This is a genomic window from Stenotrophomonas sp. PD6 (assembly GCF_049199305.1).
GTDB lineage: Bacteria > Pseudomonadota > Gammaproteobacteria > Xanthomonadales > Xanthomonadaceae > Stenotrophomonas.
In genome coordinates this window covers 63,160-84,964 of sequence record NZ_JBLZQD010000016.1, presented here as the reverse complement: position 1 = coordinate 84,964, position 21,805 = coordinate 63,160, and the positions used below count along the sequence as shown (strand labels likewise).

At 67.3% G+C, this 21,805-nt stretch carries 24 protein-coding genes and 2 tRNA genes; 13 read left to right on the top strand and 13 right to left on the bottom strand.

All coding sequences use genetic code 11. From position 1 onward, the window contains the following. Nucleotides 1-91 precede the first annotated feature (91 nt). Nucleotides 92-2,644, bottom strand: coding sequence for a Cache 3/Cache 2 fusion domain-containing protein (locus tag ACOZHM_RS17730; RefSeq protein ID WP_421570637.1), 2,553 nt, complete (start codon nucleotides 2,642-2,644; stop codon nucleotides 92-94). Between the two features lie 432 nt (nucleotides 2,645-3,076). Here ACOZHM_RS17730 and ACOZHM_RS17725 point away from each other — a divergent pair. Further along, nucleotides 3,077-3,152 (top strand) — tRNA-Ala (locus ACOZHM_RS17725). Nucleotides 3,153-3,313: 161 nt separating this feature from the next. On the opposite strand, the gene ACOZHM_RS17720 is transcribed toward ACOZHM_RS17725, so the two are convergent. After that, complete coding sequence (locus tag ACOZHM_RS17720) at nucleotides 3,314-3,625, bottom strand: helix-turn-helix domain-containing protein (protein ID WP_421570636.1); 312 nt, start codon at nucleotides 3,623-3,625, stop codon at nucleotides 3,314-3,316. Then, on the bottom strand, nucleotides 3,612-3,938 hold the full coding sequence (locus ACOZHM_RS17715; RefSeq protein WP_421570635.1) for a transcriptional regulator: 327 nt from the start codon (nucleotides 3,936-3,938) through the stop codon (nucleotides 3,612-3,614). Before ACOZHM_RS17715 ends, ACOZHM_RS17720 begins: the two co-directional genes overlap by 14 nt. Nucleotides 3,939-4,093: 155 nt before the next feature. Here ACOZHM_RS17715 and ACOZHM_RS17710 point away from each other — a divergent pair, with 155 nt between their 5' ends. Both ACOZHM_RS17710 and ACOZHM_RS17705 read left to right on the top strand, forming a co-directional pair. Beyond that, complete coding sequence (locus tag ACOZHM_RS17710) at nucleotides 4,094-4,330, top strand: hypothetical protein (RefSeq protein ID WP_421570633.1); 237 nt, start codon at nucleotides 4,094-4,096, stop codon at nucleotides 4,328-4,330. 180 nt (nucleotides 4,331-4,510) lie between these two features. Then, on the top strand, nucleotides 4,511-4,867 hold the full coding sequence (locus tag ACOZHM_RS17705; protein ID WP_421570632.1) for a hypothetical protein: 357 nt from the start codon (nucleotides 4,511-4,513) through the stop codon (nucleotides 4,865-4,867). 20 nt (nucleotides 4,868-4,887) lie between these two features. On the opposite strand, the gene ACOZHM_RS17700 is transcribed toward ACOZHM_RS17705, so the two are convergent. The 3 genes from ACOZHM_RS17700 to ACOZHM_RS17690 form a co-directional block, all read right to left on the bottom strand. Next, nucleotides 4,888-6,000, bottom strand: coding sequence for an alpha/beta fold hydrolase (locus ACOZHM_RS17700; RefSeq protein ID WP_421570631.1), 1,113 nt, complete (start codon nucleotides 5,998-6,000; stop codon nucleotides 4,888-4,890). A gap of 104 nt (nucleotides 6,001-6,104) precedes the next feature. Continuing rightward, nucleotides 6,105-6,266: a hypothetical protein gene (locus ACOZHM_RS17695; RefSeq protein WP_421570630.1), complete on the bottom strand. Its 162-nt coding sequence runs from the start codon at nucleotides 6,264-6,266 to the stop codon at nucleotides 6,105-6,107. A 70-nt stretch (nucleotides 6,267-6,336) separates the two neighbouring features. Beyond that, nucleotides 6,337-7,152 (bottom strand): AraC family transcriptional regulator, encoded by an 816-nt coding sequence (locus ACOZHM_RS17690; RefSeq protein ID WP_421570629.1) that lies wholly within the window; start codon nucleotides 7,150-7,152, stop codon nucleotides 6,337-6,339. 74 nt (nucleotides 7,153-7,226) lie between these two features. Between ACOZHM_RS17690 and ACOZHM_RS17685 the strand changes: the two genes are divergently transcribed. From ACOZHM_RS17685 to dxs, 8 genes are all read left to right on the top strand, one after another. Beyond that, nucleotides 7,227-8,417, top strand: a complete 1,191-nt coding sequence (locus ACOZHM_RS17685) for a YbfB/YjiJ family MFS transporter (protein ID WP_421570627.1) — start codon at nucleotides 7,227-7,229, stop codon at nucleotides 8,415-8,417. 184 nt (nucleotides 8,418-8,601) lie between these two features. Next, a tRNA-Phe gene (locus ACOZHM_RS17680) sits at nucleotides 8,602-8,677 on the top strand. Between the two features lie 78 nt (nucleotides 8,678-8,755). Next, nucleotides 8,756-9,205 carry a hypothetical protein gene (locus ACOZHM_RS17675; RefSeq protein ID WP_421570626.1) on the top strand — a complete coding sequence of 150 codons (450 nt, stop codon included), beginning with the start codon at nucleotides 8,756-8,758 and terminating at the stop codon, nucleotides 9,203-9,205. A 270-nt stretch (nucleotides 9,206-9,475) separates the two neighbouring features. Then, complete coding sequence (locus tag ACOZHM_RS17670; protein WP_421570625.1) at nucleotides 9,476-10,015, top strand: lipocalin family protein; 540 nt, start codon at nucleotides 9,476-9,478, stop codon at nucleotides 10,013-10,015. Between the two features lie 213 nt (nucleotides 10,016-10,228). Further along, the gene (locus tag ACOZHM_RS17665) at nucleotides 10,229-10,714 is read left to right on the top strand and encodes an LEA type 2 family protein (RefSeq protein ID WP_421570624.1); all 486 of its coding nucleotides are present in this window, start codon (nucleotides 10,229-10,231) and stop codon (nucleotides 10,712-10,714) included. A 53-nt stretch (nucleotides 10,715-10,767) separates the two neighbouring features. Then, nucleotides 10,768-12,561, top strand: coding sequence for an acyl-CoA dehydrogenase C-terminal domain-containing protein (locus ACOZHM_RS17660; RefSeq protein WP_421570623.1), 1,794 nt, complete (start codon nucleotides 10,768-10,770; stop codon nucleotides 12,559-12,561). 300 nt (nucleotides 12,562-12,861) lie between these two features. Beyond that, entirely contained in the window at nucleotides 12,862-13,521 is a 660-nt protein-coding gene (locus tag ACOZHM_RS17655; protein ID WP_421570622.1) for an HNH endonuclease, read from the top strand. Nucleotides 13,522-13,634: 113 nt separating this feature from the next. Then, complete coding sequence (dxs, locus tag ACOZHM_RS17650) at nucleotides 13,635-15,533, top strand: 1-deoxy-D-xylulose-5-phosphate synthase (RefSeq protein ID WP_421570621.1); 1,899 nt, start codon at nucleotides 13,635-13,637, stop codon at nucleotides 15,531-15,533. 205 nt (nucleotides 15,534-15,738) lie between these two features. Here dxs and ACOZHM_RS17645 read toward each other — a convergent pair whose 3' ends face one another. From ACOZHM_RS17645 to ACOZHM_RS17615, 7 genes are all read right to left on the bottom strand, one after another. Then, nucleotides 15,739-16,290 (bottom strand): DUF3011 domain-containing protein, encoded by a 552-nt coding sequence (locus ACOZHM_RS17645; RefSeq protein ID WP_421570620.1) that lies wholly within the window; start codon nucleotides 16,288-16,290, stop codon nucleotides 15,739-15,741. A 166-nt stretch (nucleotides 16,291-16,456) separates the two neighbouring features. Further along, nucleotides 16,457-16,660, bottom strand: a complete 204-nt coding sequence (locus tag ACOZHM_RS17640; RefSeq protein ID WP_421570619.1) for a hypothetical protein — start codon at nucleotides 16,658-16,660, stop codon at nucleotides 16,457-16,459. Between the two features lie 160 nt (nucleotides 16,661-16,820). Continuing rightward, entirely contained in the window at nucleotides 16,821-17,885 is a 1,065-nt protein-coding gene (locus tag ACOZHM_RS17635) for a linear amide C-N hydrolase (RefSeq protein WP_421570618.1), read from the bottom strand. Between the two features lie 22 nt (nucleotides 17,886-17,907). Continuing rightward, nucleotides 17,908-18,198 (bottom strand): hypothetical protein, encoded by a 291-nt coding sequence (locus tag ACOZHM_RS17630; protein ID WP_421570617.1) that lies wholly within the window; start codon nucleotides 18,196-18,198, stop codon nucleotides 17,908-17,910. After that, nucleotides 18,195-18,524: a hypothetical protein gene (locus tag ACOZHM_RS17625; RefSeq protein WP_421570616.1), complete on the bottom strand. Its 330-nt coding sequence runs from the start codon at nucleotides 18,522-18,524 to the stop codon at nucleotides 18,195-18,197. The genes ACOZHM_RS17630 and ACOZHM_RS17625 overlap by 4 nt, the downstream gene beginning before the upstream one ends. A 103-nt stretch (nucleotides 18,525-18,627) precedes the next feature. Continuing rightward, nucleotides 18,628-19,983, bottom strand: coding sequence for a sensor histidine kinase (locus ACOZHM_RS17620; protein ID WP_421570615.1), 1,356 nt, complete (start codon nucleotides 19,981-19,983; stop codon nucleotides 18,628-18,630). Next, entirely contained in the window at nucleotides 19,980-20,654 is a 675-nt protein-coding gene (locus ACOZHM_RS17615) for a response regulator transcription factor (RefSeq protein WP_421570614.1), read from the bottom strand. The genes ACOZHM_RS17620 and ACOZHM_RS17615 overlap by 4 nt, the downstream gene beginning before the upstream one ends. A gap of 115 nt (nucleotides 20,655-20,769) precedes the next feature. Here ACOZHM_RS17615 and ACOZHM_RS17610 point away from each other — a divergent pair, with 115 nt between their 5' ends. Continuing rightward, on the top strand, nucleotides 20,770-21,546 hold the full coding sequence (locus ACOZHM_RS17610; protein ID WP_421570613.1) for a MipA/OmpV family protein: 777 nt from the start codon (nucleotides 20,770-20,772) through the stop codon (nucleotides 21,544-21,546). A gap of 2 nt (nucleotides 21,547-21,548) precedes the next feature. Continuing rightward, a complete protein-coding gene (locus ACOZHM_RS17605; protein ID WP_421570612.1) occupies nucleotides 21,549-21,782 on the top strand; it encodes a hypothetical protein in 234 nt (77 codons plus the stop codon). The last annotated feature ends 23 nt before the right edge of the window (nucleotides 21,783-21,805 follow it).

Genomic DNA, 21,805 nt, shown 5'->3' with positions numbered 1-21,805 from the left:
TTTCTTTTCTTCCCGCCATCCCCCCCCCCCGGGGGGGGGGGGCGGGGGGGCCCCCCCCCCCCCCCCCCCCCCCCCCCCCCCCCGCGCCCGATCAGGCCGCAACGCGCTCCTTGCGCGCGGGCTGCGCGTCGGCCAGGCGGAAGCGCCCGACCGATTGCTGCAGCTCGGCCGACTGCGCGTTCAATGCGCGCGCAGCGGCCGAAGCCTCCTCGACGAGGGCAGCGTTCTGCTGGGTCACACCATCCATCTGCACGATGCTCTGGTTGACCTGCTCGATCCCTGCCGCCTGTTCCTGGCTGGCGCTGGCGATTTCTTCAATCAGCCCGCCCAGTTCGCCTACCGATGCCACCACGCGCTGCAGGGTCTGCCCCGCCTGGCTGGCCAGTTCACTGCCATCGGCCACCTGGGCCACGGAGGCCTCGATCAGGCCCTTGATCTCCTTGGCCGCGTTGGCCGAACGCTGCGCCAGCGCGCGCACTTCGGAGGCGACCACGGCAAAGCCGCGGCCCTCCTCGCCCGCACGCGCCGCTTCCACGGCCGCATTGAGCGCCAGGATGTTGGTCTGGAACGCGATGCCGTCGATGACCGAGGTGATGTCGGCGATGCGTCTCGACGAGGCCTCGATGCCGCCCATCGTCTCCACCACCTGCGCCACCGCCGCGCCGCCCTGCACCGCCACCTCGGCCGCCTCAACGGCCAGGCGGTCGGCACGGCGGGCGTGGTCGGCATTCTGCTTCACCGCCGCGGTCAACTCTTCCAGCGACGCGGCCGATTCTTCCAGGCTGGCCGCCTGCTGCTCGGTGCGGCGCGACAGGTCGTCATTGCCCGCCGCGATCTCCGCCGAGGCGGTCGCCACCGACACCGCTGCCTGCTGGATGCCACCCACGATGGACGTCAGCTGCGCCACCGTGGCGTTGGCGTCGTCGCGCATGGTGGCGAACACGCCCTGGAACTGGCCGTCGATGCGGCCACGCAGGTCGCCCGCAGCCAGCGCGCGCAGCAGGCCGGACAGGGCGCCGAGGTTGCGGTCGGCGGTGACCATCAACGCGTTGAGGCCTTCGACCATCACCCGGAAGTCGTACTGGAAGGCATCGGCGTTGCCACGCACGCTGAAGTCGCCGGCGGCAGCGGCCGCCACCAGGTGCTTGATCTCGCCATTGATCGCCTGCAGGCGGTCACGCACGCCATTGACCGCCTCAGTGATGCGCGCCTTTTCACCCGGCAGCTGTTCCATGGGCTGAGACAGGTCACCATCGGCATAGCGGCGCACCAGGTCGACCATGCGCATCTTGACCGAGATGTGGGCCGCGACCAGTTCGTTGGTGCCGGTCACCATGGTGCCGAACTCACCCTCGAACCGACTGGCGTCGATGCGGTGGCTGATGGCGCCTTCAGCGTGGCGCTGGCTCATCTCGTTCTGCGCCTGGATGATCTCGCGCAGCTTGTCCTGCATCTGCTGCAGCGCCCCCATCAGGCGCCCGACCTCGTCCTGGCTGCGCACCACGATGCGCTGGTCGAGGCGGCCGGCGGCCACATCGCGCGCCACCTGCCCGGCCTGGGCCAAAGGCACGGTGAGCAGGCGGCGCACCACCAGCACCAGCGCCACGATCACCGCCAGCAGGCCAAGGCCCGAGACCACGCCAATCTGCAGCATCAGCTTGTGCAGCACCGCCTGCAGCACCGAGGTCGGTTCCAGGCCCAGCACCGTCCACTTCCACGGGCCATAGGTCTGGGCGCTGACGAAGTAGGTCTGCGCCGGTGCGCCCTGCGCGGTGCGCAGACGCAGCGTGGCCTGCGTAGCCTTGCCGGCCAGCAGCGCGTCGAGCGCGGCCTGGTCGGCCGGGTCCGCCAGCGCCGACAGCAGCTCGCCTTCGCCGGCGGAGGCGGCGACGACGGCACCAAACTGCTCGCCGGCACGCGTGTTGACGGCCAGGAAGTGGCCTTCCTTGCCCAGCTTGGAATCGCGCAGGCGCGCCTTCAGCGCGGCCAGGCCCTGGGTGTAGTTCTGGCCGACGAACGCGATGCCGGCCACCTCGCCCGCGGCATCCTTGATCGGCATGTAGTGGGTCATGTAGTCCACCCCGAACAGGCGCACCGGGCCGGTGAAGCCTTCGCCGGCGATCATCTTGGCGTAGGCCGGGCTGGCATGGTCGAGCACGGTACCCATGGCGCGCGCACCTTCGGCATTGCGCACCGAGGTGGACACGCGGACGAAGTCATCGCCATCGCGCACGAACACGGTGGCGACACCGCCGCCGGTGGCCTCGGCGAAGCGGTCCACCGCCGCGTCCTGCAGGTTGAGTACTTCGGTGCCCAGGCGCAGGGTCGGGGTCTGGCGCTCTCCCACGGTGACGGTCTTTGCGGTATCCACGCTGACGTCGCCGGCCGGCAGCATGCCGCGGAAGATACCGGCCATGCGCTCGGTGCTGTCGCTCAGGCTGCGGTCGTACAGCTCGACCGAGTCGCGCATGAGTTCAGTGGAGGACTGCAGCCCGGCTTCAACGCGCTGCTGGTAGCTGGTGGCGGCCTGGCGGTAGATCAGCACCGCCAGCGCCACGAAGGCCACGGTGGTGATCAGACCCATCAACAGCGCCAGCCGCGCGCCAATGGAGGTGGAGAAAACGGTGGCGGCACGGGTCGTCATCGTTGGTACTCGAGGGGAAGGTAGTGTGAGAGTTGCGTCACACTTCTTATCGGCACCGATCTGGTCCTCTTTACGTAAAACAAGCCAAAATTCTCTAACCTTTCGTTTTGGCTAACCAATTGATTTGCAAGGAATGTCCTCCGGTTGCATCTTCACAAAGCCGGATTCCTGTTCAGAAAAGCCGCAAATCCGCTCAAGTTGCGCCCCGCCCTGCCGCACACGGCCCCGCTGTCCCGGGCCTTAGGGTCGAATTGCCGCAGATCCTGCCGAACCAGAGCTGCGGCGCCGGTTGTCGCCGAACCTCGTGCAAGCCACCACGCGCGCTCGACGCACATCCTCGATCGAGAGGAAGCGCGAGACTATTGGCAGCGCGGGGTACCGGGCGCTACACTTGCCCGCATCGCGGCACCCACGCCGCGTAGCAGCACACATGGGGCCATAGCTCAGCTGGGAGAGCGCGTCGTTCGCATCGACGAGGTCAGGAGTTCGATCCTCCTTGGCTCCACCACATTTTTGCCGGCGTCCGTTGGACGACAGCAGACAAAAAAGCCACCCGACGGGTGGCTTTTTATTTGGGTCGGTGGCAATGCCACCGTAGAGCGACGCCATGCGTCGCTGCGCCTGATGCCGATCATTGCCGCGAAGCCACGCACGGCGTGGCTCCACGCCTCAGACTGCCAGCGCTTCGTGCACCGCATCCGGGCGAATGGCGGCAATCTTCAACAGCGTCCTGGCCGCACCAGAAGGCTCCCGGCGGCCCTGCTCCCAATCCTGGAAGGTTCGCACCGAAACACCCAGCATGCCTGCAAACTGCGCCTGGGACAGGCCCAAACGCTGGCGCGCCTCGGCCGCAATGGACACGGGAACCATGTTCACCTTGCCCACCTTGCCTGCCTTGATGGCACGGACAGACGCCAGCAACTCGGCGCCGATATCGCGCTTGGCGTCGCGTGCCTCCAGTACTTTCTCACTCTTCGGCATGACCAAGCTCCTCTGCCAACTCGCGCAAGACATGCGCAGGAATGTTCTCTTCCGTGCCCTTTCCATAAATGGTCAAGGCAACGACTGCACCGCTGGCAAGACGCAGGGTGTAGATGACGCGTACGCCGCCACGTTTCCCTCTTCCGTCGCCGGCCCACCGCACCTTTCGGCAACCGCCGGATCCTTTGATGACGTCTCCGGCCTCTGGATGCCCGGCGATGAACGCCACGAACTCTGCGTGCTGTTCCGCCGTCCAGTAGTCAGGCCAGTACCTGGTAAAGAGCGGCGACTCGATGACCGTCAGTAAAGACATGGAAGTACTATACGGCATTGCCGTAGTTTGAGCAAATGATTTCCGGCCCGGTCGGCCGGTCTCGCCAGACACCCCCGACCAACCGCACAATGCGGCGCTGCCGGCGCCTGCCGGTCGCGCATGGACACCGAACACACTCTCACAAGGACCCGAACGTGATTCGATATGCATTCGTTGTGCTGGCGATGGCCGCCGCGCCCGCCTCCGCCGCCGACCGCTTTATTCCCCCGCCCGCCCCGCGCATCATCGATGCCTCGACGCTGGCGCTGGAGCGGGAGGTCTACGGCAACCAGCAGATCATCCATATTCCGCGCTCGTCGCCGGCCCAGCAGTTCCAACTGGCGGGCAACTATCTGGTCGACCTCGCCTCGATCCCGACGATGCCCAACTAGGCGTTCGACATGAATCACCGTCAACGGACGTCTGCACTTCGCGCAACCTGCATCGCAACAGCGCTGCTACTGGCAGGGTGCGACAGCCCCCCTCCCGCTGCCGCCACCGCTTCCACGCCGTCCGCGCCAGTCTCAGCACCCGGCGCATCGCCCTCCGAAGCGCTGGTCAAGCGCTTCAACATGGGTGCGGGTCTGGAGTCGCTGGCGTACGACGTCGGGCGCGGCACTACCACCTTCGGCGCGCTGGCCAACCAGCATGGCGCAGCGCAGGCCGATCAGCGGCTCCGGGCGGAGATCGCGCGCGCCTTGCCGGCCTACCAGCAGCGCTGGGAGCACACGCTGGCATCGCTGTATGCGCGCCACTTCAGTGCGGCCGAGCTGAGCTCGCTGGCAGCCCACGGCACCGCCTCACCGTATGCGGCCAGATTCAGAACCGTGCAACCTACGGTCGCCGCAGAGATGCAGGCAGTATCGAAGCCGCTGCTGGAAGCATTGGTGACCGAAGCACTGACCAGAGCAGCGGCCGGTTCGGAGTGAAGCAGCGCACGCGCGCCGCCTCAACGCGGCGCGTCCCCTGCCCGCTCGGCGATGGGTCGAACCTGCTGCACAAGCGTCAGCAACGTCTTGCCCGGCTCCTCGATCATCACCTCATGGGCGGACTGTTCGAACCACACCAGTTGCTTCGAGGGTGCCTTCACCGACTGGAACCACTGCGCCGCCAGTTCCGATGACACGTTGTGGTCATGCCGCCCCTCGAAGAGGAATAGCGGGGTCTTCAGCTCACGCACCGTACTCATGTCCAGCGTCAGCACCTCGCCCAGCAGGTGCTGCATCGAGAAGTCGTTTCCCTTCCAGATGCCGGCCACATCCTCGTCGGTGTACTCGGGCGACAGCTTGATCGCCGCCGCCTCGGCATCGCCTCCGCGGCGGTTGTGGACCATGCCGCCGTAGTAATTCAGCCACTTGCGCTGTTTGAACAGCGATTCCAACGGCACCGGCGTGCGCCCCTGCGCGTAAGGCGCCAGTGCCTGCAGTTCGGCCACGGCCTCCGCGTTGCCATCGGCCATGGCCTGCTGCAGCGTCCAGGCCCAGCCGCGCCGCTCGCTTTCGGGCGCGTTGGAAATCTGCCCGATGCCGATGTAGGCATGCAGCCACTCCGGGTGGCGCTGCGCCAGCTCCAGGCCCAGGTAGCTGCCCCAGGAATGGCCCAGTACGAAGATCTTGTCCTTGCCGAATTCGCTGCGCAGCCAGGCCACCATCGCTTCGCTGTCGGCGATCATGCGTTCGCGGGTCATGGTCGGTGCGACGGTGGCCGGGTCGCTGGCGGCATAGGTCTTGCCGGCGCCGCGCTGGTCCCACTGCACCACGGTGAAGTATTCCTCCCAGCCGCGCTGGAAGTACCAGCTCGTGGGCATGGCCACCCAACCCGGTCCACCGTGCAGCATCAGCAGCACCGGGTTGCGCCGGTCGCTGCCACGGATCGACACCCATTGGTCGATGCCGCCGATACGCACCTTTTCCAGTCGCTCCACACCCTGGTCTGCGACGACCTTGCGCAGGTTGGCGATGATCGTCGTAGCCGCCTCGCGGCTGGTTGGCGCCGGTGGCGTGGACGCCATTACAGGCGCACTCGATACCGCAATGAGCAGCAGCGACAGCAGCATCTTCATGGGGCACGGATCTCGGCGGGCGTGACGCCGATTGTGGCATGCCCGCGCGCCACCACAGGCCACGCGAATTAGCGCCGCGCGCCGCTGCGTGGCGGCGACCCGAATCAGCCGGGCGTGTTGTCCTTGCGCTCCGGCCGGCGCGTTTCCGCGTCGTGGATCTTCTGGTCGGTCTGGCCCGGCCGCTGCTTGGCGACCTCGTCCTGCTTGCGGTCCTGCTGCGCTTCCTGCACGCCCTGCTGCTTGCCGCTCTGCTTGTCGTTGTTCATGGTGTCTGCCCGTTGGTTCAGCCCGCGATGGGCATGGCCACAACCTAGCCGCCCGCGCGTGATGCAGGGGTCATGAGCGCGACCTGCGCCACTGCAGCGGGCTCATGCCCATCTCGATGCGGAACATGTAGTTGAACGCCGAGGCCGAGGCATACCCCAGCTCATGCGCGATCGCGGTGGGCGAACGCCCCTGCGCCAGCCATTCGATCGCGCGCAGCAGGCGCAGGCGCGTACGCCACGTGCGCAGGCTCATGCCGGTCTCGCGTTCAAAGTGCCGCGACAAGGTCCGCGGTGATGCACTCAGCACGCGCGCCCATTCCTCAACACCACGCGCATCCGCCGGCTGGTCATGCAGCGCCTGGCACCAACGCTGCAGGCGCGCATCCTGCGGCCACGGCAGGTGCCGCACGTGTTGGCGCTGGCGGCGCAACTGCGCCACCACCAGCGCACTCAGGTGCGCGTAGTACGCCGTATCGTCTTCCGGCCGAACCTGCCCCAATTCCACGATCAGCTCGCGCAGCAACGGCGACACGTCCAGCACCGCGCAGCGGTCTGGCATGCCCAGCGCCGGGTCGTCGGCCACGTACAGGTTGCGAAAGGCCGCCGCACTCAATGCGCCGGTGTGATGCACCATGCCGGTGGGTACCCACAGCGCCTGCTGCGGGGTGATGACGTGGCGTGCATTGCGCGCAGTGACCTGCAGCACGCCCTCGGTGGCGAACACCACCTGGTTCCAGTCATGCGCATGCGGCGGGAACCGCTCGCCCGCCGCCAGTTGCTGGCTGCGCGCCATCACCGGCCAGGGCAGTGCGCGCAGCGGCGGCACCGGGACCTCCTTCCAGGGGGTATCAGGCGCGGCAGGGTGCAGCTGGCGACTGGTCGACATGATCCGGCATTCTATCGAAAGACAGCCGCCACGCCGCTGGCCGAGGATGGGCGCGTTCCCCACCGGCTGCGCGCATGTCCACACCCTCCCCGCATTCCTCTCCCCTGCAGCCCTGGCAGGTCATCGGCGCCGGCATCTGCGCGCTGGTGCTCACGGTCGGGCTGGCCCGGTTCGCCTACACCCCGCTGCTGCCGCTGATGCGCGTGGACGCCGGCCTGAGCGCCGCCCAGGGCGGCTGGCTGGCCACCTTCAACTACCTGGGCTACCTGCTCGGCACGCTGCTGGTGGCACGGGTGGGCGACATGCGGCAGAAATTCCGCTTCTACCGCATCGGCCTGCTGCTGGCGGTGGCCGCCACGGCGCTGATGGGCGCCACCACCCAGCCGTGGCTGTGGAGCCTGCTGCGCTTCGTGGCCGGCCTGTCCAGCACCGCCGGCCTGCTGCTGGCGTCCGGGCTGGTGCTCAACTGGCTGCTGGCCCACGGGCAGCGGCCACGGCTGGGGCTGCACTTCGCCGGACTGGGGCTGGGCATTGCCGTGTCCGGTCTGGCCACGGCAGCGCTGGCCGGGTACGCCAGCTCCAGCGCCCAGTGGGGCTGGCTGGGTCTGCTCGGCGTGCTGTTCCTGGTGCCCGCCTGGTGCTGGATGCCCGCCCCGGCGCTCCCGTCGGCCGCGAGTGCGGCAGCCGCCCCGCCCCCGCCGGGGAAGCGCTGGCGTCGGCTGCTGGTGGCGGCCTACTTCTGCGCCGGCTTCGGCTTCGTGGTCAGCGCCACCTTCATTGTGGCGATCCTGGAGCAGACCGCCGCCTTCCGCGGTCACGGCAGCGCCGTGTGGGTGCTGGTTGGGCTGGCGGCCGTGCCGTCCACCTTCGCCTGGGACCGCGTCGCCGGCCGCGTCGGCATCATCCGCGCGCTCATGCTCGCCTTCGCGCTGCAGGCGCTGTCGTTCGTATTGCCGCTGCTGGACGACGGGCTGGCCGCCGGGCTGGGCAGCGCGGTGCTGTTCGGCCTGACCTTCGCCGGCATCGTCAGCCTCACCCTCACCGTGGTCGGCCGGCACTACCCGCAGAACCCGGCCAAGGCGATGGCCACCCTCACCCTCAGCTACGGCGTTGCGCAGATCATCGCCCCGGCCCTGGCCGGCACCCTCGCCCGCGACAGCGGTTCCTACCAGGCTTCCCTGCTGCTGGCGGCCATCATCATGGCCATCGGCATCGTGCTGCTGGCGGTGATGCCGGAGGAGCGCGGCGATCATCCACGCCACTGACGTTGCGCGCGGCCTGCAGGGATGAACAAAAATTCATCAGCGGCGCGCACGTGCGATCAATCACTTAAGCCGCAGCAGCAGGCCCGCAGCAACGAATGTGAAATTTTTTGGTCGAAAGGCTTGCCGAACCCTGCAGACCTCCGTATTATTCGCGTCCTCGCCAGCGGCAACGCAGCGATGAAGTGGCCGAGTAGCTCAGTTGGTAGAGCAGGGGATTGAAAATCCCCGTGTCGGCGGTTCGATTCCGTCCTCGGCCACCATGATTCTAAAAAGACCTGCAGAAATGCGGGTCTTTTTTTTTGCACAATGCAGACCTCATTATTGAACAAGGATGTCCCATGCGCGTTGCCCTGCTTCTGCCTTTCCTGCTGCTCAGCGTCGGTTGCGCGCATCAGAGCCGGGTGAACGCACCGATGGCGCCGGGCTGGATCACGCCCGCCGAGGCCGTCCATGCAGCGAACGACGATCCGCAGCGCGGCATCAGTGGCACCTTCGTATTTACCGTCAAGAACGTTGACGTCACCGAGCATCGCCTTTACCTCAACAGCGAACGCGACTACCGCCACCAGCTTGCACTGAACGTGTCACTGGATGCATCGCAACGCGAGGCCCTGCAGGCACAGCTGGGCGTGCCGGTGGAGCGGCTGGTCAACCGTCGCGTGCTGGTGCAGGGCACTGCGCGCCGCACGACCATCGACTTCATCACCGACGGCAAGCCGACGGGCAAGTACTACTTCCAGACCCAGCTCAAGGTGAGCGATCCGCGCCGGGTGCGATTCGCGCCCTGAGCGGGTTCGAGGCTGATCGCTGCCGCGTGGCCATGCGATCCAGAGCTGGCGGGGCAACTGCGTGGTCAACTCATGGCTGGGCATCCGCTGAGATGTTCCTTTTTCGCTCCACTTGTGGACATGTGGCGCACATATGGAACATCGAAAGCCGAACGGCTCCTCCTGTTCCTTGTCCAATGAGCAGTCATCCGCCGTGCGCGGAATGACGAATCTTTTACACCTCCGCTCCCCTCTGCCCCCTAAGCTCTGGCCTCCTGCCGGGAGACCTCCATGCGCCTTCGCCCTGCCCTGTTTGCCGCTGGCCTGCTGCTGACGACACTCACCGCCCATGCGGCCGAGCCCGTGCAATCGGTGCCGGCGCTGGACATGGGCCGCTACGCCGGCCAGTGGCATGAAATCGCGCACCTGCCGGTGTCGTTCCAGAAGAAGTGCGTGGGCGACATCACGGCAACCTATGCGCTGCGTGCCGACGGCCGCATCAGCGTGCACAACGCCTGCCGCACCGGCGATGGCGAGCGCATCGCGGCCGACGGCGTAGCCCGGCCGGTAGACGGCGAGCCCGGCCAGTTGCAGGTGCGCTTCGTGCCGGACTGGCTGGCCTGGGTGCCGCTGGTGTGGGCCGATTACTGGGTGATCGCGCTGGACCCGGACTATCAGTGGGCCGTGGTGGGCGACCCGGGCCACAAGTACCTGTGGATCCTGTCGCGCTCGCCGAGCATGGACAAGGCGCTGTTCGCCAGCCTGAAGGCCAAGGCCGAGGCGATGGGGTATGACCTTGGCCCGTTGAGGGTGATGGCGCCGTTGGATTGAGCCGGCGCGGGCGTAGAGCCACCCCATGGGTGGCTGGCGGGCCCCGTTTCGCCTGAACAAGAAGCAGCCACGCATGGCGTGGCTCTACCGCTTTGCAACCTGAATGGACGTCGCATTGTCATACGATGCGTACCGGTCTCGACACACCCGCACAACCACCATACGCCGTAGTATGCTTCCACGCACGCGGCACCTGCACGAGGATTTGCGCCCATGTTCCACCGCCTTCGTACCGTCCTTACCGTGGCCTTGCTGGCCGGCACCGCCGTTGCGCTGACCGCCTGCAACACCAACGTCAAGCGCGTCTCCCCGCCGGCCGCCAGCGTGCAGCAGCTGACCGTGGGCGCCAACGGCAACTGGACCCTGGCCCTGCGCCTGCAGAACTTCAGCTCCATGCCCATGACCTTCGACAACGTGGACCTGCAGATGCAGGTCGGCGACCAGGACGCGGGCAAGGTGAGCGCACGCCCGGCCATCTCCATCGGCGGCGTCTCGGCCGATGTCATCACGGTGGAACTGCAGCCCTCCTCGGCCGCGCGGATCGTGGTGGCCGACGCCCTGGCCGGCAACCGCACCCTGGCCTATTCGCTCAAGGGCACGGTGAGCGCCACCCCGAACGAAAAGAAGCAGCGCAGCTTCGACATCGACAACCGCAGCACCCTCAACCAGGCCCCCGGCCTGCCCGGCGTGCTGCGCTGATACACGCACCCTGCCCCTTTGCCTGATTCCCTGCATCTGATCGAGACCTGACGATGAGCAGCTACACCGCCCCGCTTTCCGATATCCGTTTCGCCCTGCACGACGTGCTGAGGGTGGAGCCACTGTTCGCCCGCCTCGGCTTTGCCGACGCGACCACCGACGTGGTCGATGCCGTGCTGGAAGAAGCCGGCCGCTTCAGCACCAGCGTGCTGGCGCCGCTCAACAGCGTGGGCGACGAGATCGGTTGCGTGCTCGACCAGGCCAGCGGCGAAGTCACCACTCCGCCCGGCTTCAAGCAGGCGTACGCGCAGTTCGTCGACGGCGGCTGGACCGGCCTCACCGCCGCGCCGGAGCTGGGCGGCCAGGGCCTGCCGCATACGCTGGGCGTGCCGCTCAATGAAATGATCAACGCCGCCAACCTGGCATGGGGCAACTTCCCGCTGCTCTCGCACGGTGCGATCGAAGCGCTCAAGCAGCACGGCGAAGCCTGGCAGCAGGACGCGTTCCTCAAGCCGCTGATCGAAGGCCGCTGGACCGGCACCATGTGCCTGACCGAACCGCATTGCGGCACCGACCTGGGCCTGCTCAAGACCAAGGCCGAGCCGAATGCCGACGGCAGCTATGCCATCACCGGCACCAAGATCTTCATCACCGCCGGCGAGCACGACCTCACCGACAACATCGTGCACCTGGTGCTGGCCAAGCTGCCCGACGCCCCGGCCGGTGCCAAGGGCATCTCGCTGTTCGTCACCCCGAAGTTCAAGGTGGACCGTGAGGGCAAGGTGGGCGAGCGCAACGCGCTGCGCTGCGGTTCCATCGAACACAAGATGGGCATCAAGGGCTCGGTCACCTGCGTGATGAACTTCGACGGCGCCGAAGGCTATCTGGTCGGCCAGCCGCACAAGGGCCTGCAGGCCATGTTTACCATGATGAACACCGCGCGCCTGGGCGTGGGCCTGCAGGGCATCGGCCTGTCCGAGCGCGCCTACCAGAACGCGCTGAAGTACGCCCGCGAGCGCTTGCAGTCGCGTTCATTGAGCGGCCCGAAGCACCCGGAAAAGCCGGCCGACCCGATCCTGGTTCACCCGGACGTGCGCCGCATGCTGCTCTCCATCAAGTCGCTGGTCGAAGGCAGCCGCCTGCTCGCCCTGCATGCCGCCACGCTGATCGACGTGGCCCACCACGCCGACGATGCCGCCGAGCGCGAGCGCGCCGAGACCCTGGTGAGCTTCCTCACCCCGATCTCCAAGGCCTGCCAGACCGAATGGGGTATCGAGAACACCTACAACGCCCTGCAGTGCTTCGGTGGCCACGGCTACATCCACGAGCACGGCATGGAGCAGCTGGCCCGCGATGCGCGCATTACCACGCTGTATGAAGGCACCACCGGCATCCAGGCGCTGGACCTGATCGGCCGCAAGACCGCCGCCAGCCAGGGCGCCGGGCTGAAGCTGATGCTGACCGAGATCGAGGCCTTCGCCAAGGCCAATGAAGGCAACGAAGCGCTGGCCGAGTTCATCGCCCCGCTGCGCGCCAAGGCCGACGAATGGGGCAAGCTGACGATGGCCACCCTGCAGCGCGCGGCGGCCAACCCGGACGAACTGGGCGCGGCCAGCTTCGACTACCTGTTCTATTCGGGCTACGTGGTGCTGGCGTACTGGTGGGCCCGCAGCGTCGCCGCCGCCGACGCATCGGCGCAGAGCGAGGCCTTCAAGCAGGCCAAGCGCGAGACCGCCCGCTTTTACTTCGCGCGCATGCTGCCGCGCACCCTCAGCCACGCCGCCGCCATCCAGGCCGGCGCCGATTCGCTGATGGCCATGGAAGACGGCCGCTTCGGCGAAGGCTGAGGCCATCCATCTGGAGGAGAGCCCCCTTGATGTTCAAGGGGGCGCGCCAAAGGCGCGGGGATTAGGTGGAATGCGCGGAACGCGGGCGCCATGGCGCCCGTGTTTCAAGGGGGCGCGCCAAAGGCGCGGGGTTTAGGTGGAATGCGCGGAACGCGGGCGCCATGGCGCCCGTGTTTCAAGGGGGCGCGCCAAAGGCGCGGGGTTTAGGTGGAATGCGCGGCCCCGAATCATGACGAATTGCGTATCGGCGCTTGCGCCTATACACAATTCGTCATGATTCGGGTATAAGCTGTTTTCCCGATGGAGACAGACACTACACGCTTAGGTCTGATCGATACCGGAGCCTCGTCCGCCCCGGTCGACGAAGTATCGCCCATCGCCACGCTGCACCGGCCTGGCAGCGTACGGCTGCTGTCCCTGGACGCCCACGGGCGCGTCCTGGACTGGATCAACTGGCAGGACGCCGCCTGCCTCTACTCGCGCGATGCCGTTGCCTGGACCCTGGGCGACCCCTGCCTGCACATTCACGGCGGCATCAACCGGCTCACCGGCATCCAGAGCGGGGTCGACCTGCACCCGATCATCGCCGCACGCGGCCACGCCCGTTCGCGCGCCCTGGACCCTACCCCGAACCTGTCCAACCAGTCGCTGTTCGCCCGCGACGCGCACCTGTGCATGTACTGCGGCCAGCAGTTCAATCGGCCGCAGCTCACCCGCGACCATGTCATGCCGATCTCCAAGGGCGGCCTGGACGTCTGGGAGAACGTGGTCAGCGCCTGCTTCCACTGCAATTCGCGCAAGAGCGACCGCACCCCGCAGCAGGCGGGCATGCCGCTGCTGGCGGTGCCGTACCGGCCCAGCTGGATCGAACACATGATCCTGTCCAACCGCAACATCCTGGCCGACCAGATGGCGTTCCTGAAGGCGCAGCTGCCCAAGCGCTCCAAGCTGGTGGCCTGAACTGCGTCAAACTGACGCAGCCACCCTCACCGTTTGCTCACCGCGGTGGCGGTTTGCTTGCCCCACCCCGGTTTGGGGGCGAAAATAGGCGCTTAAGAAGAAGCGCGATAAAAATGATCGATTCCGCACGCTATCCCCGCCTGTCGCGCATCCAGAATCCGGATGACCTGCGCAGGTTCGACGAATCCGAATTGCCCGCCATCGCGGACGAACTGCGTGCCTACCTGATTGAGTCGGTAGGCAAGAGTGGCGGCCATTTCGGCGCTGGCCTGGGGGTGATCGAACTCACCGTCGCCCTGCACTACCTGTACCAGACCCCGGTTGACCAGTTGGTGTGGGACGTAGGCCACCAGACCTACCCGCACAAGATCCTGACCGGCCGCCGCGACGAGATCCACACCGTCAAGCAGAAGGACGGCGTGGCGCCGTTCCCCAAGCGCGAAGAGAGCGAGTTCGACACCTTCGGCGTCGGCCACTCCTCCACCTCCATCTCCGCCGCGCTGGGCATGGCCATCGCGCGTGCGCGTGAAGGCGATGACCGCAAGGTGGTGGCCGTGATCGGCGATGGCGCGATGACCGCCGGCATGGCCTACGAGGCACTCAACCATGCCGGTGGCATGGACCCCGAGCCGAACCTGCTGGTGATCCTCAACGACAACAACATGTCGATCTCCGAGGCGGTTGGCGGGCTCACCAAGATGCTCGGCCGCGCCACCGGCAGCCGCACCCTCAACGCACTGCGCGAGGGCGGCAAGAAGATCCTGGGCGACAAGAAGAAGTCGCCCTCCGCGCGCTTCGTCAAGCGCTGGGAAGAACACTGGAAGGGCATGTTCGTGCCGTCCACGCTGTTCGAGGAAATGGGCTTCCACTACACCGGCCCGATCGATGGCCACGACATTCCGGCCCTGATGGCCACGCTGAAGACGCTGCGCACCCTCAAGGGTCCGAAGCTGCTGCACGTGATGACCACCAAGGGCAAGGGCTACGAGCGCGCCGAGGGCGACCAGATCGGCTACCACGCCGTGGGCCCGTTCGACCCGGACAAGGGCCTGATCGCCAAGGGCGGCGCCAAGAAGCCGACCTACACCGACATCTTCAGCGACTGGCTGTGCGACGCCGCCGCGGCCGAACCGCGCCTGCTCGGCATCACCCCGGCCATGCGCGAAGGCTCGGGGCTGGTGCGCTTCAGCAAGGAATACCCGGATCGCTACCACGACGTGGCCATTGCCGAGCAGCACGCGGTGACGCTGGCGGCGGGCATGGCTACCCAGGGCGCCAAGCCCGTGGTGGCGATCTACTCCACCTTCCTGCAGCGCGCATACGACCAGCTGGTGCACGACGTGGCGGTGCAGAAGCTGGATGTGCTGTTCGCCATCGACCGCGCCGGCGTGGTCGGCCCGGACGGCGCTACCCATGCCGGAAATCTGGATTTGAGCTTCCTGCGCTGCGTGCCGCACATGGTGGTGATGGCCCCGTCCGATGAGGCCGAGTGCCGCCAGATGCTCAGCACCGGCCTGCAGTACGCCGGCCCGGCCGCCGTGCGCTACCCGCGCGGCAGCGGCACCGGCGTAGCCGCCGGCACCGACCTGTCCACGCTGGAGATCGGCAAGGCCGAGCTGCGCGTGCAGGGCAGCCGCATTGCGCTGCTGGCGTTCGGCAGCACCGTGCCGGCCGCCGAGGCGGTGGGCCGCGAGCTGGGGTTGAGCGTGGTGAACATGCGCTTCATCAAGCCGCTGGACCGTGGACTGCTGCTGGAGCTGGCCAAGACCCACGAAGGCTTCGTCACCATTGAAGACAACGTGGTGGCCGGCGGCGCCGGTTCCGGCGTGGCCGAACTGCTCAACGCCGAAGACGTGCTGCGCCCGTTCCTGCACTTGGGCCTGCCGGACAGCTTCCAGCACCACGCCAGCCGCGAAGACCTGCTGGCCGAAGCGGGCATCGATGCGGCGGGCATTCGCGCGGCGGTGTTGAAGCGTTGGCCGACGCTGGGCAGCCAGGCATTGGCATCGTAGCGCCGGGCTCTGCCCGGCTGATGTTCGTTGCGGTGCCGATGCATCCGGCACCGCGCAGCCACGCAGGGCGTGGCTCTACCCCTTGGGTGTCTGGCACCCCGTGGACACGCATGGCGTGTCCCTACGCGTGGGTCTCTGGCACCGCGAAGCCACCCATGGGGTGGCTCTACCGTTCCGGCGCCGCGCAGCCACGTCCGGTGCCGGGTTACCTCACCTCGAACTGGCCACGGCAGCCGCCGTTGACCCATACGCCATCGCGGTCGAAGCCCCAGGTGCGCCCTTCCACGCAGGCGGTGCGTGAGGTCTGGCGGACCAGCCGGGCGTCGCGGCGGATGCTCACGTTGCAGCGGCGCAGGCGCTGGTCGTTGGAATCGCAGCTGATCACCTGGCCGCCACCACCCCAGCCGCCGCCGTTGTTGCCGCCACCGTTGCCACCCCAACCACCGCCACCGTGCGACGGGCGCCGGCCTTCGGCAATGAACTCGGCGCGGCAGCCCTTGGTCACCCATACGCCGTTGCGGGCCTGGCCCCAGGTATCGCCCTCGATGCACGGCGAGCCCGAAATCTGGCGCACCAGGCGCGCGCGCCCCTGGATGGGGCACTGCTGGGTGCGGCCCTTGACCGACTCGCAGCGCACCGGGCCCTCGTTGTAGCCATCGTCGCGGTACCGGTCGTACTGCTGCGCCTGTGCGGCACCGCCCAGCACCAGCAGCGCCGGCAACAGGGTCCACACCCACTTCTGCGTTCCGTTCGCCATCGCCTCGCTCCTCATGCCTTGCCTCTGGTCTGTGTCTGAATAGGCACAGGATCGTGCAAGCGGAGCGCTTCGCCTATAGGCCGAAGGTCGCGGATTTCATACGCGATTCAAGTAGCCGACGCGCAGCTGACCGGCGGCGGGCGGCCGGGTCACATCCCCACGCGGCTCAGCCGTAGCGCACCACGTCGACGAACGCGTCGTGCACTTCCACCCGCACGGCAATGCCACGGCCGGTTTCGGCATGCTGCTCACGGGCCAGGTTGTCGGCGAAGTCGAAGGCCACGGCACCATCGACGAACGCAGCAGCTTCGTTGCGGCCGGGATCAAGAACACGCCAGCGACGATCCGCGAGTTGCAGGGTGATTTTCATGGTGCGCTCCGGGGCCTATCCCTGCCCCGCACCATACGGCCGACGCCGGCACCGAACTATCGGATTAGTCTGATATTGGTGCAGGTCCTACCCCCAAATCCGAACTTGCCCGATGGCGGCAACCGGCCTGCCGTCGCCCAGGCCGGCCCAGCCCTCCTCCTCAATCCTCCTTGCCAAGGAAGGCGAACGCCGGGGTGGGCTTGAACTGCGCCAGCGCGTCGCCGGCAAACACGTTGCGCTGGCCCTTGCCCAGGTCCAGCTTGAGCACCGGCGCCCCGGGCGAGAAGTCCGCCTTGTTCAGGTCAACCCAGAAGGTATTGGGGGTCAACGCCGATTCGAAGAAATAGAGCTTGCGCTTGTGGTCGGCCACCGTCCGCCACCGCGTGGAGGATATGTTGGGCGCCTCCGGAGTGGTCAGCCCATACGGTACCGACGCATTGCGAATGACGCTGAACACGCTCGCCAACGCCTCCACCGGGTCTTCGCTCTTGGGAATGGCGTGGATGTAGAAGTTCGCCCGCGCGAAGCGATCCGCGGCGCGGTTGGTGCCGGGCAGCATCACGGTGCCGCCGATCTGCTGCCAATACGCATTTAACGCCAACTGCTCGTCGAATACCGGCGAGTTGGTCATGACCTGGTAGGCACGATCATGATGGATGACCTGCTTGCCGTCGATGTACTCGATGATGGCGCTGTCGCCCGTGGCGTCGGACAAGGACAGGTGCAGGGTCGCCATCCGCGATTCGCCCGGCAGGTAGTCGGTGACCAGCGCATACGGCTCCTTGCGCATCGCAGCCACGGCTTCGGCTACCGTCGCGAAATTGTCCAGCATGTACTGCGCCCACAGCGAGATCACCAGCCCGGGCTTGCCGTTGCGCTGCTGTGGATACTCCGACTCCACCAGCCACAGCAGGTTCGCCGACAGGCCCGCTTCGTTCAACCCATCGGTCGTGGAAATATCGAACCCGCTGGCGATGACGCTGCCGTACTTCGACGTCCATGACGCCGAGTTTTTCCCTGCCTGCCCGGTGCGTGCAATGCCACGGGGAAATACCCACAGATTGGTGCCGATATCGCTCTGCCAATCCATCGAACGTGCGGTGATGACATCCTGGTTGTTCCCCAAGTACACCACGCGCGTGCAGGCCTGCGCAGGCCCGTTTACGAGCAGCAGGGACAACGACAACGTGCACAACGCCGGGTACAACGACGACAGAAAACGCATGGGTGCTCTCCGAGGGGATGACTCAGTAACGCCATTCCAGGCCCATACCGGGGCCCGACATGACAAGGTCGAAATCCATGTGGCGGGTGATCTGGCGCAGCGACAGGTAGCGGTAGCCCAGGCGCAGCCAGCCGTGCTCGCTGATGCGCACTCCGTACGAGGCCAGCAGGTCCCAACCCACCGCGTCGCCGGCACTGCCCACCGCCCACAGGTTGATGCCCTGGCGTTCGCTCAGGGCCCAGGTCATCCGCACGCCCAGCACCGGGTCCACCCAATCGCGGCTGACCTGCTCCTGGCGTCCAAGCGCGCTCACGCGCCGGTTGCGACCCGCGTCTCCAACGTGGCCTGCACGCCCAACAGTGGTACGCGCGCGGATTCACTGGTATCGACATAGGTCATGTCCGAGAGCAGGCCCCAGTGGCCGCGCCTTACATCGATCACGGCCATGCCGGCCATGTCCAGATCGCGCAGCGTATCGCTGAAGCTCTTGTGCACCGAGACCGGTGGCAGCCCGCTTACCTGCGCATCGCCGCGGACATCGGCTCCCCATGCATACGGCACCACGCTAACCTGCCACGCAGGTTCGGCGGCGGCCGCAAACGGCAGTATCGCCACGCACCACAGCAGCCAATGGCGCATGTGTGCTCCTCGAGGATGAAACGCCAGTGATGCGCCAGACAGCGCGCGGCTATTGAAGACTCATCTCGATCTGACCCGGCTGCCAGTGACGGGGCAGTGATGGTCAGCTGCGCAGGGCCTCGGCAGGCTCCACCGGCAGGCTCATCACGAACCGCGCGCCGCCGCCGGCGGCTTCCTCGGCCACGATGCTGCCGCCATGGCGCAGCATGATCTCCCGGGCCAGGTACAGCCCCAGCCCGCTGCCACTGCCACTAGGGCGCAGCCGATGGAACGGCTCGAAGATCGACTGCCGCGCCTGTTCGGGCACGCCATCGCCTTCGTCGCTGACCGACAGCACGCCGCCGGCCTGCAGTTCCACCACCACCAGGCCGCGCCCGCCGCCGTGGGCGATGGCGTTCTGCAGCAGCCCGCTGATCACCCGGTGCAGCGCATCGGGATCGCCGCGTACCCAGACCGGCGCATCCGGTGCCTCCACCGCGAATTCGTAGCCGGCGTCGATCAGCAGCGGCGCGACATCGGCGGCCACTTCCGCCGTCAAGGCCGCCAGATCGATGCGCTGCTGCTGGCTGCGGTGATGGTCCAGCCGCTGCAGGTCCAGCAGCTGCTCGGCGATATTGCTCAGCCGCCCCAGGTCACGCTGCAGCCGTGAGCGCACCTGGCCCGGCGGCAAGTCGGCAATGCGCGTGGCCAGGATGGCGATGGGCATGCGCAGCTCGTGCGCCGCGCCCACCAGGAAGCGGTCCTGCGCGTCGTAGCTTTCGCCGATGCGGCGCACCGCTGCATTGAACGCATCCACCAGCGGTACGATCTCGCGCGGCACCGCGTGGGTATCCAGGCCACGGCCGCGTTCGGTGATCTGGATCGCGGCGGCCTGCGCGGCCACCCGGTTCACCCCGCGCAGCGAACGGTGGATCGCCCACGGCGCTACCACCAGCGTGATCACGATCAGCGGCAGCGTGATCCAGCCGCCGAGGTAGCCGATCACCACCAGCATCTGCCGCCACAACCCGCGATGCGGAATGCCGCCCAGCATCACGTGGATTCGGCTGCCATCGGGTTCGGTCACCCACACCCGCATGGCCAGTTCCACGCCATGGGTGCGCGTGCGCACGTCGGTGGGCTCCACGTGCTGCAGCTGCTGCACCAACGGGCGGAAGGCGGCCGGCACGTTGCCCTGCTCCAGCCGCCGGCCCTGTTCGTCGGCGGCGGCAAACCAGAACGACGCGGGGCGATCGGGCACGGCGTCGTTGACCGCGTCCCAGTCCACCCGCAGCGCATCGCCATCCACATGGATCGCCTCGGCCACCGATTGGCTGGTCTTCCAGTCGATATACGCGGCGCCCCGGTCGCCATACATCAACACCATGCCGGTCAGGCCCACGGCCACCATCGTCATCTGGATCAGGCAGATCTTCCAGGCCAGGCTGAAGGACAGCGAGCCGGGTTTGAGGAACTTCATGCAGTTTCCTTGAGCAGATAGCCGATGCCGCGCATCACGTGGATTTCCACCTGCGCGTCGGCGTCGGCCAGCGCGCGGCGCAGCTTTGAAACGTGCGCATCGAGCGCGTTGGACTGGATCTCATCGTCGAAGCCATACACCGCTTCCTGCAGCGCTGCCCGTGCCACGGTGCGGCCCTGGCGAAGCGCCAGCGCTTCGAGCACCAGCAACTGGCGGCGTGGCAAGGCCAACAGCACGCCGTCCACGCTGGCCTGGCGCGCCACGAAATCGAACTGCAGCCGCCCCAGTGCCAGTACCGGCAGCGTGATCTGTGCCGGCCGCCGCGAAATGGCGCGGATCCGCGCCAGCAACTCTTCCACCGCGAAGGGTTTGGTGAGGTAGTCGTCGGCGCCCACGTCCAGCCCGACCACGCGGTCGGCCACCGAATCGCGCGCGGTCAGCATGATCACCGGCAGGTTGGGCACGTGGCTGCGCGCCACCCGCACGAAGTTGGCGCCATCGCCGTCGGGCAGCTGCCGGTCCAGCAGCAGCACCTGGTGCACCCCGGCCTTGAGCGCTTCGGCGGCCTGCGCCATCGACACCACCACGTCCACCACCATGCCATGCCGGCCCAGGCTGGCCTGGATCGCGTTGGCCAGTTCGGGGTCGTCTTCGAGCAGCAGGATGCGCATGGGCGGTGCAGATACAGGGCGGAGGGGGCCGATGGTACCGCGCTCCTTGGCGCAACGTTCCGACAATGTCCGGCCGCCATCATGGGGGTTTGATCGCCCCCAGGAGCAGGACCCCATGCAGATTGGTTCACGGAAGACGGCAGCAGCGGGCATCGCCCTGGCAAGCCTGATGGTCAGCGGCAGCGTGCTGGCCCAGGCCGCCCCCGGGGCCAAGCCCCGCAGCAGCGTGGGCCTGGCCGTTGCCGCGCAGAAGTCGCCGTATGCCGGCTATGACACCGACGTGCTGCCGGTGCCAGTGATCAACTACGAGGGCAAAAAGTTCCACTTCCGTGGCGGCAGCATCGGCTACACGCTGTTCAACACCGAAAGCACTGAAGTTTCGCTGCTGGCCTCGCCGTACATGATGCGCTTCAAGCGCAACGACACCGACGATGTGCAGCTGCGCCAGCTGTCCAACCGCAGCATGTCGGCGATGGCCGGCGTGGCGGTGCGGCACTCCGCGCCGTGGGGCGTGCTGCAGGGTAATGTGCAGGCCGACATCAGCGGCCACGGCGGTGGCCTGGCGGCCGATGCCAAGTACGCCTACCCCATTCCCACCGGCCGGGTCATGCTCATTCCCGGCGTTGGCGCCAACTACGCCAGCAGCAGCCTCAACGACTACTACTTCGGCATCAGCGCGCAGGAAGCGCAGCGCAGCGGGCTTGCCGCCTATCGCGCAGGCAGCGGCGTGGCACCGTACATGGACCTGACCGCCGTCATGCCGCTGGGCCCGCACTGGACCGCCACCGCCTCGCTGCGCCGCACCCTGCTCTCCGATGCGGTCAAGGACAGCCCGATGACCGTGGGCGACCATATGGATTCGGCCGTGCTCGCACTGACGTACGGGTTCTGACCATGCGCCCGGGCATCGTACGACGCGTGGCCACGCTGGCGCTGCAGATCGAGCCGGACCGCAGCCGGGTACTGCAGTGGATCCTGCATACCCCGCTGCCCGCACTCGGCAGCCAGACCACTTTCGAGCTGGCCTGCAACGGCCAGGGCGAGCGCGTCATCGCATTGCTGCGTGACGTGCTTGCGCACCCCGGCACGTCCCCGCCCCAACTGCCACAGGCACACGCCGCGCAGTAACCCGCGCGCTTCCGGCGCGCACC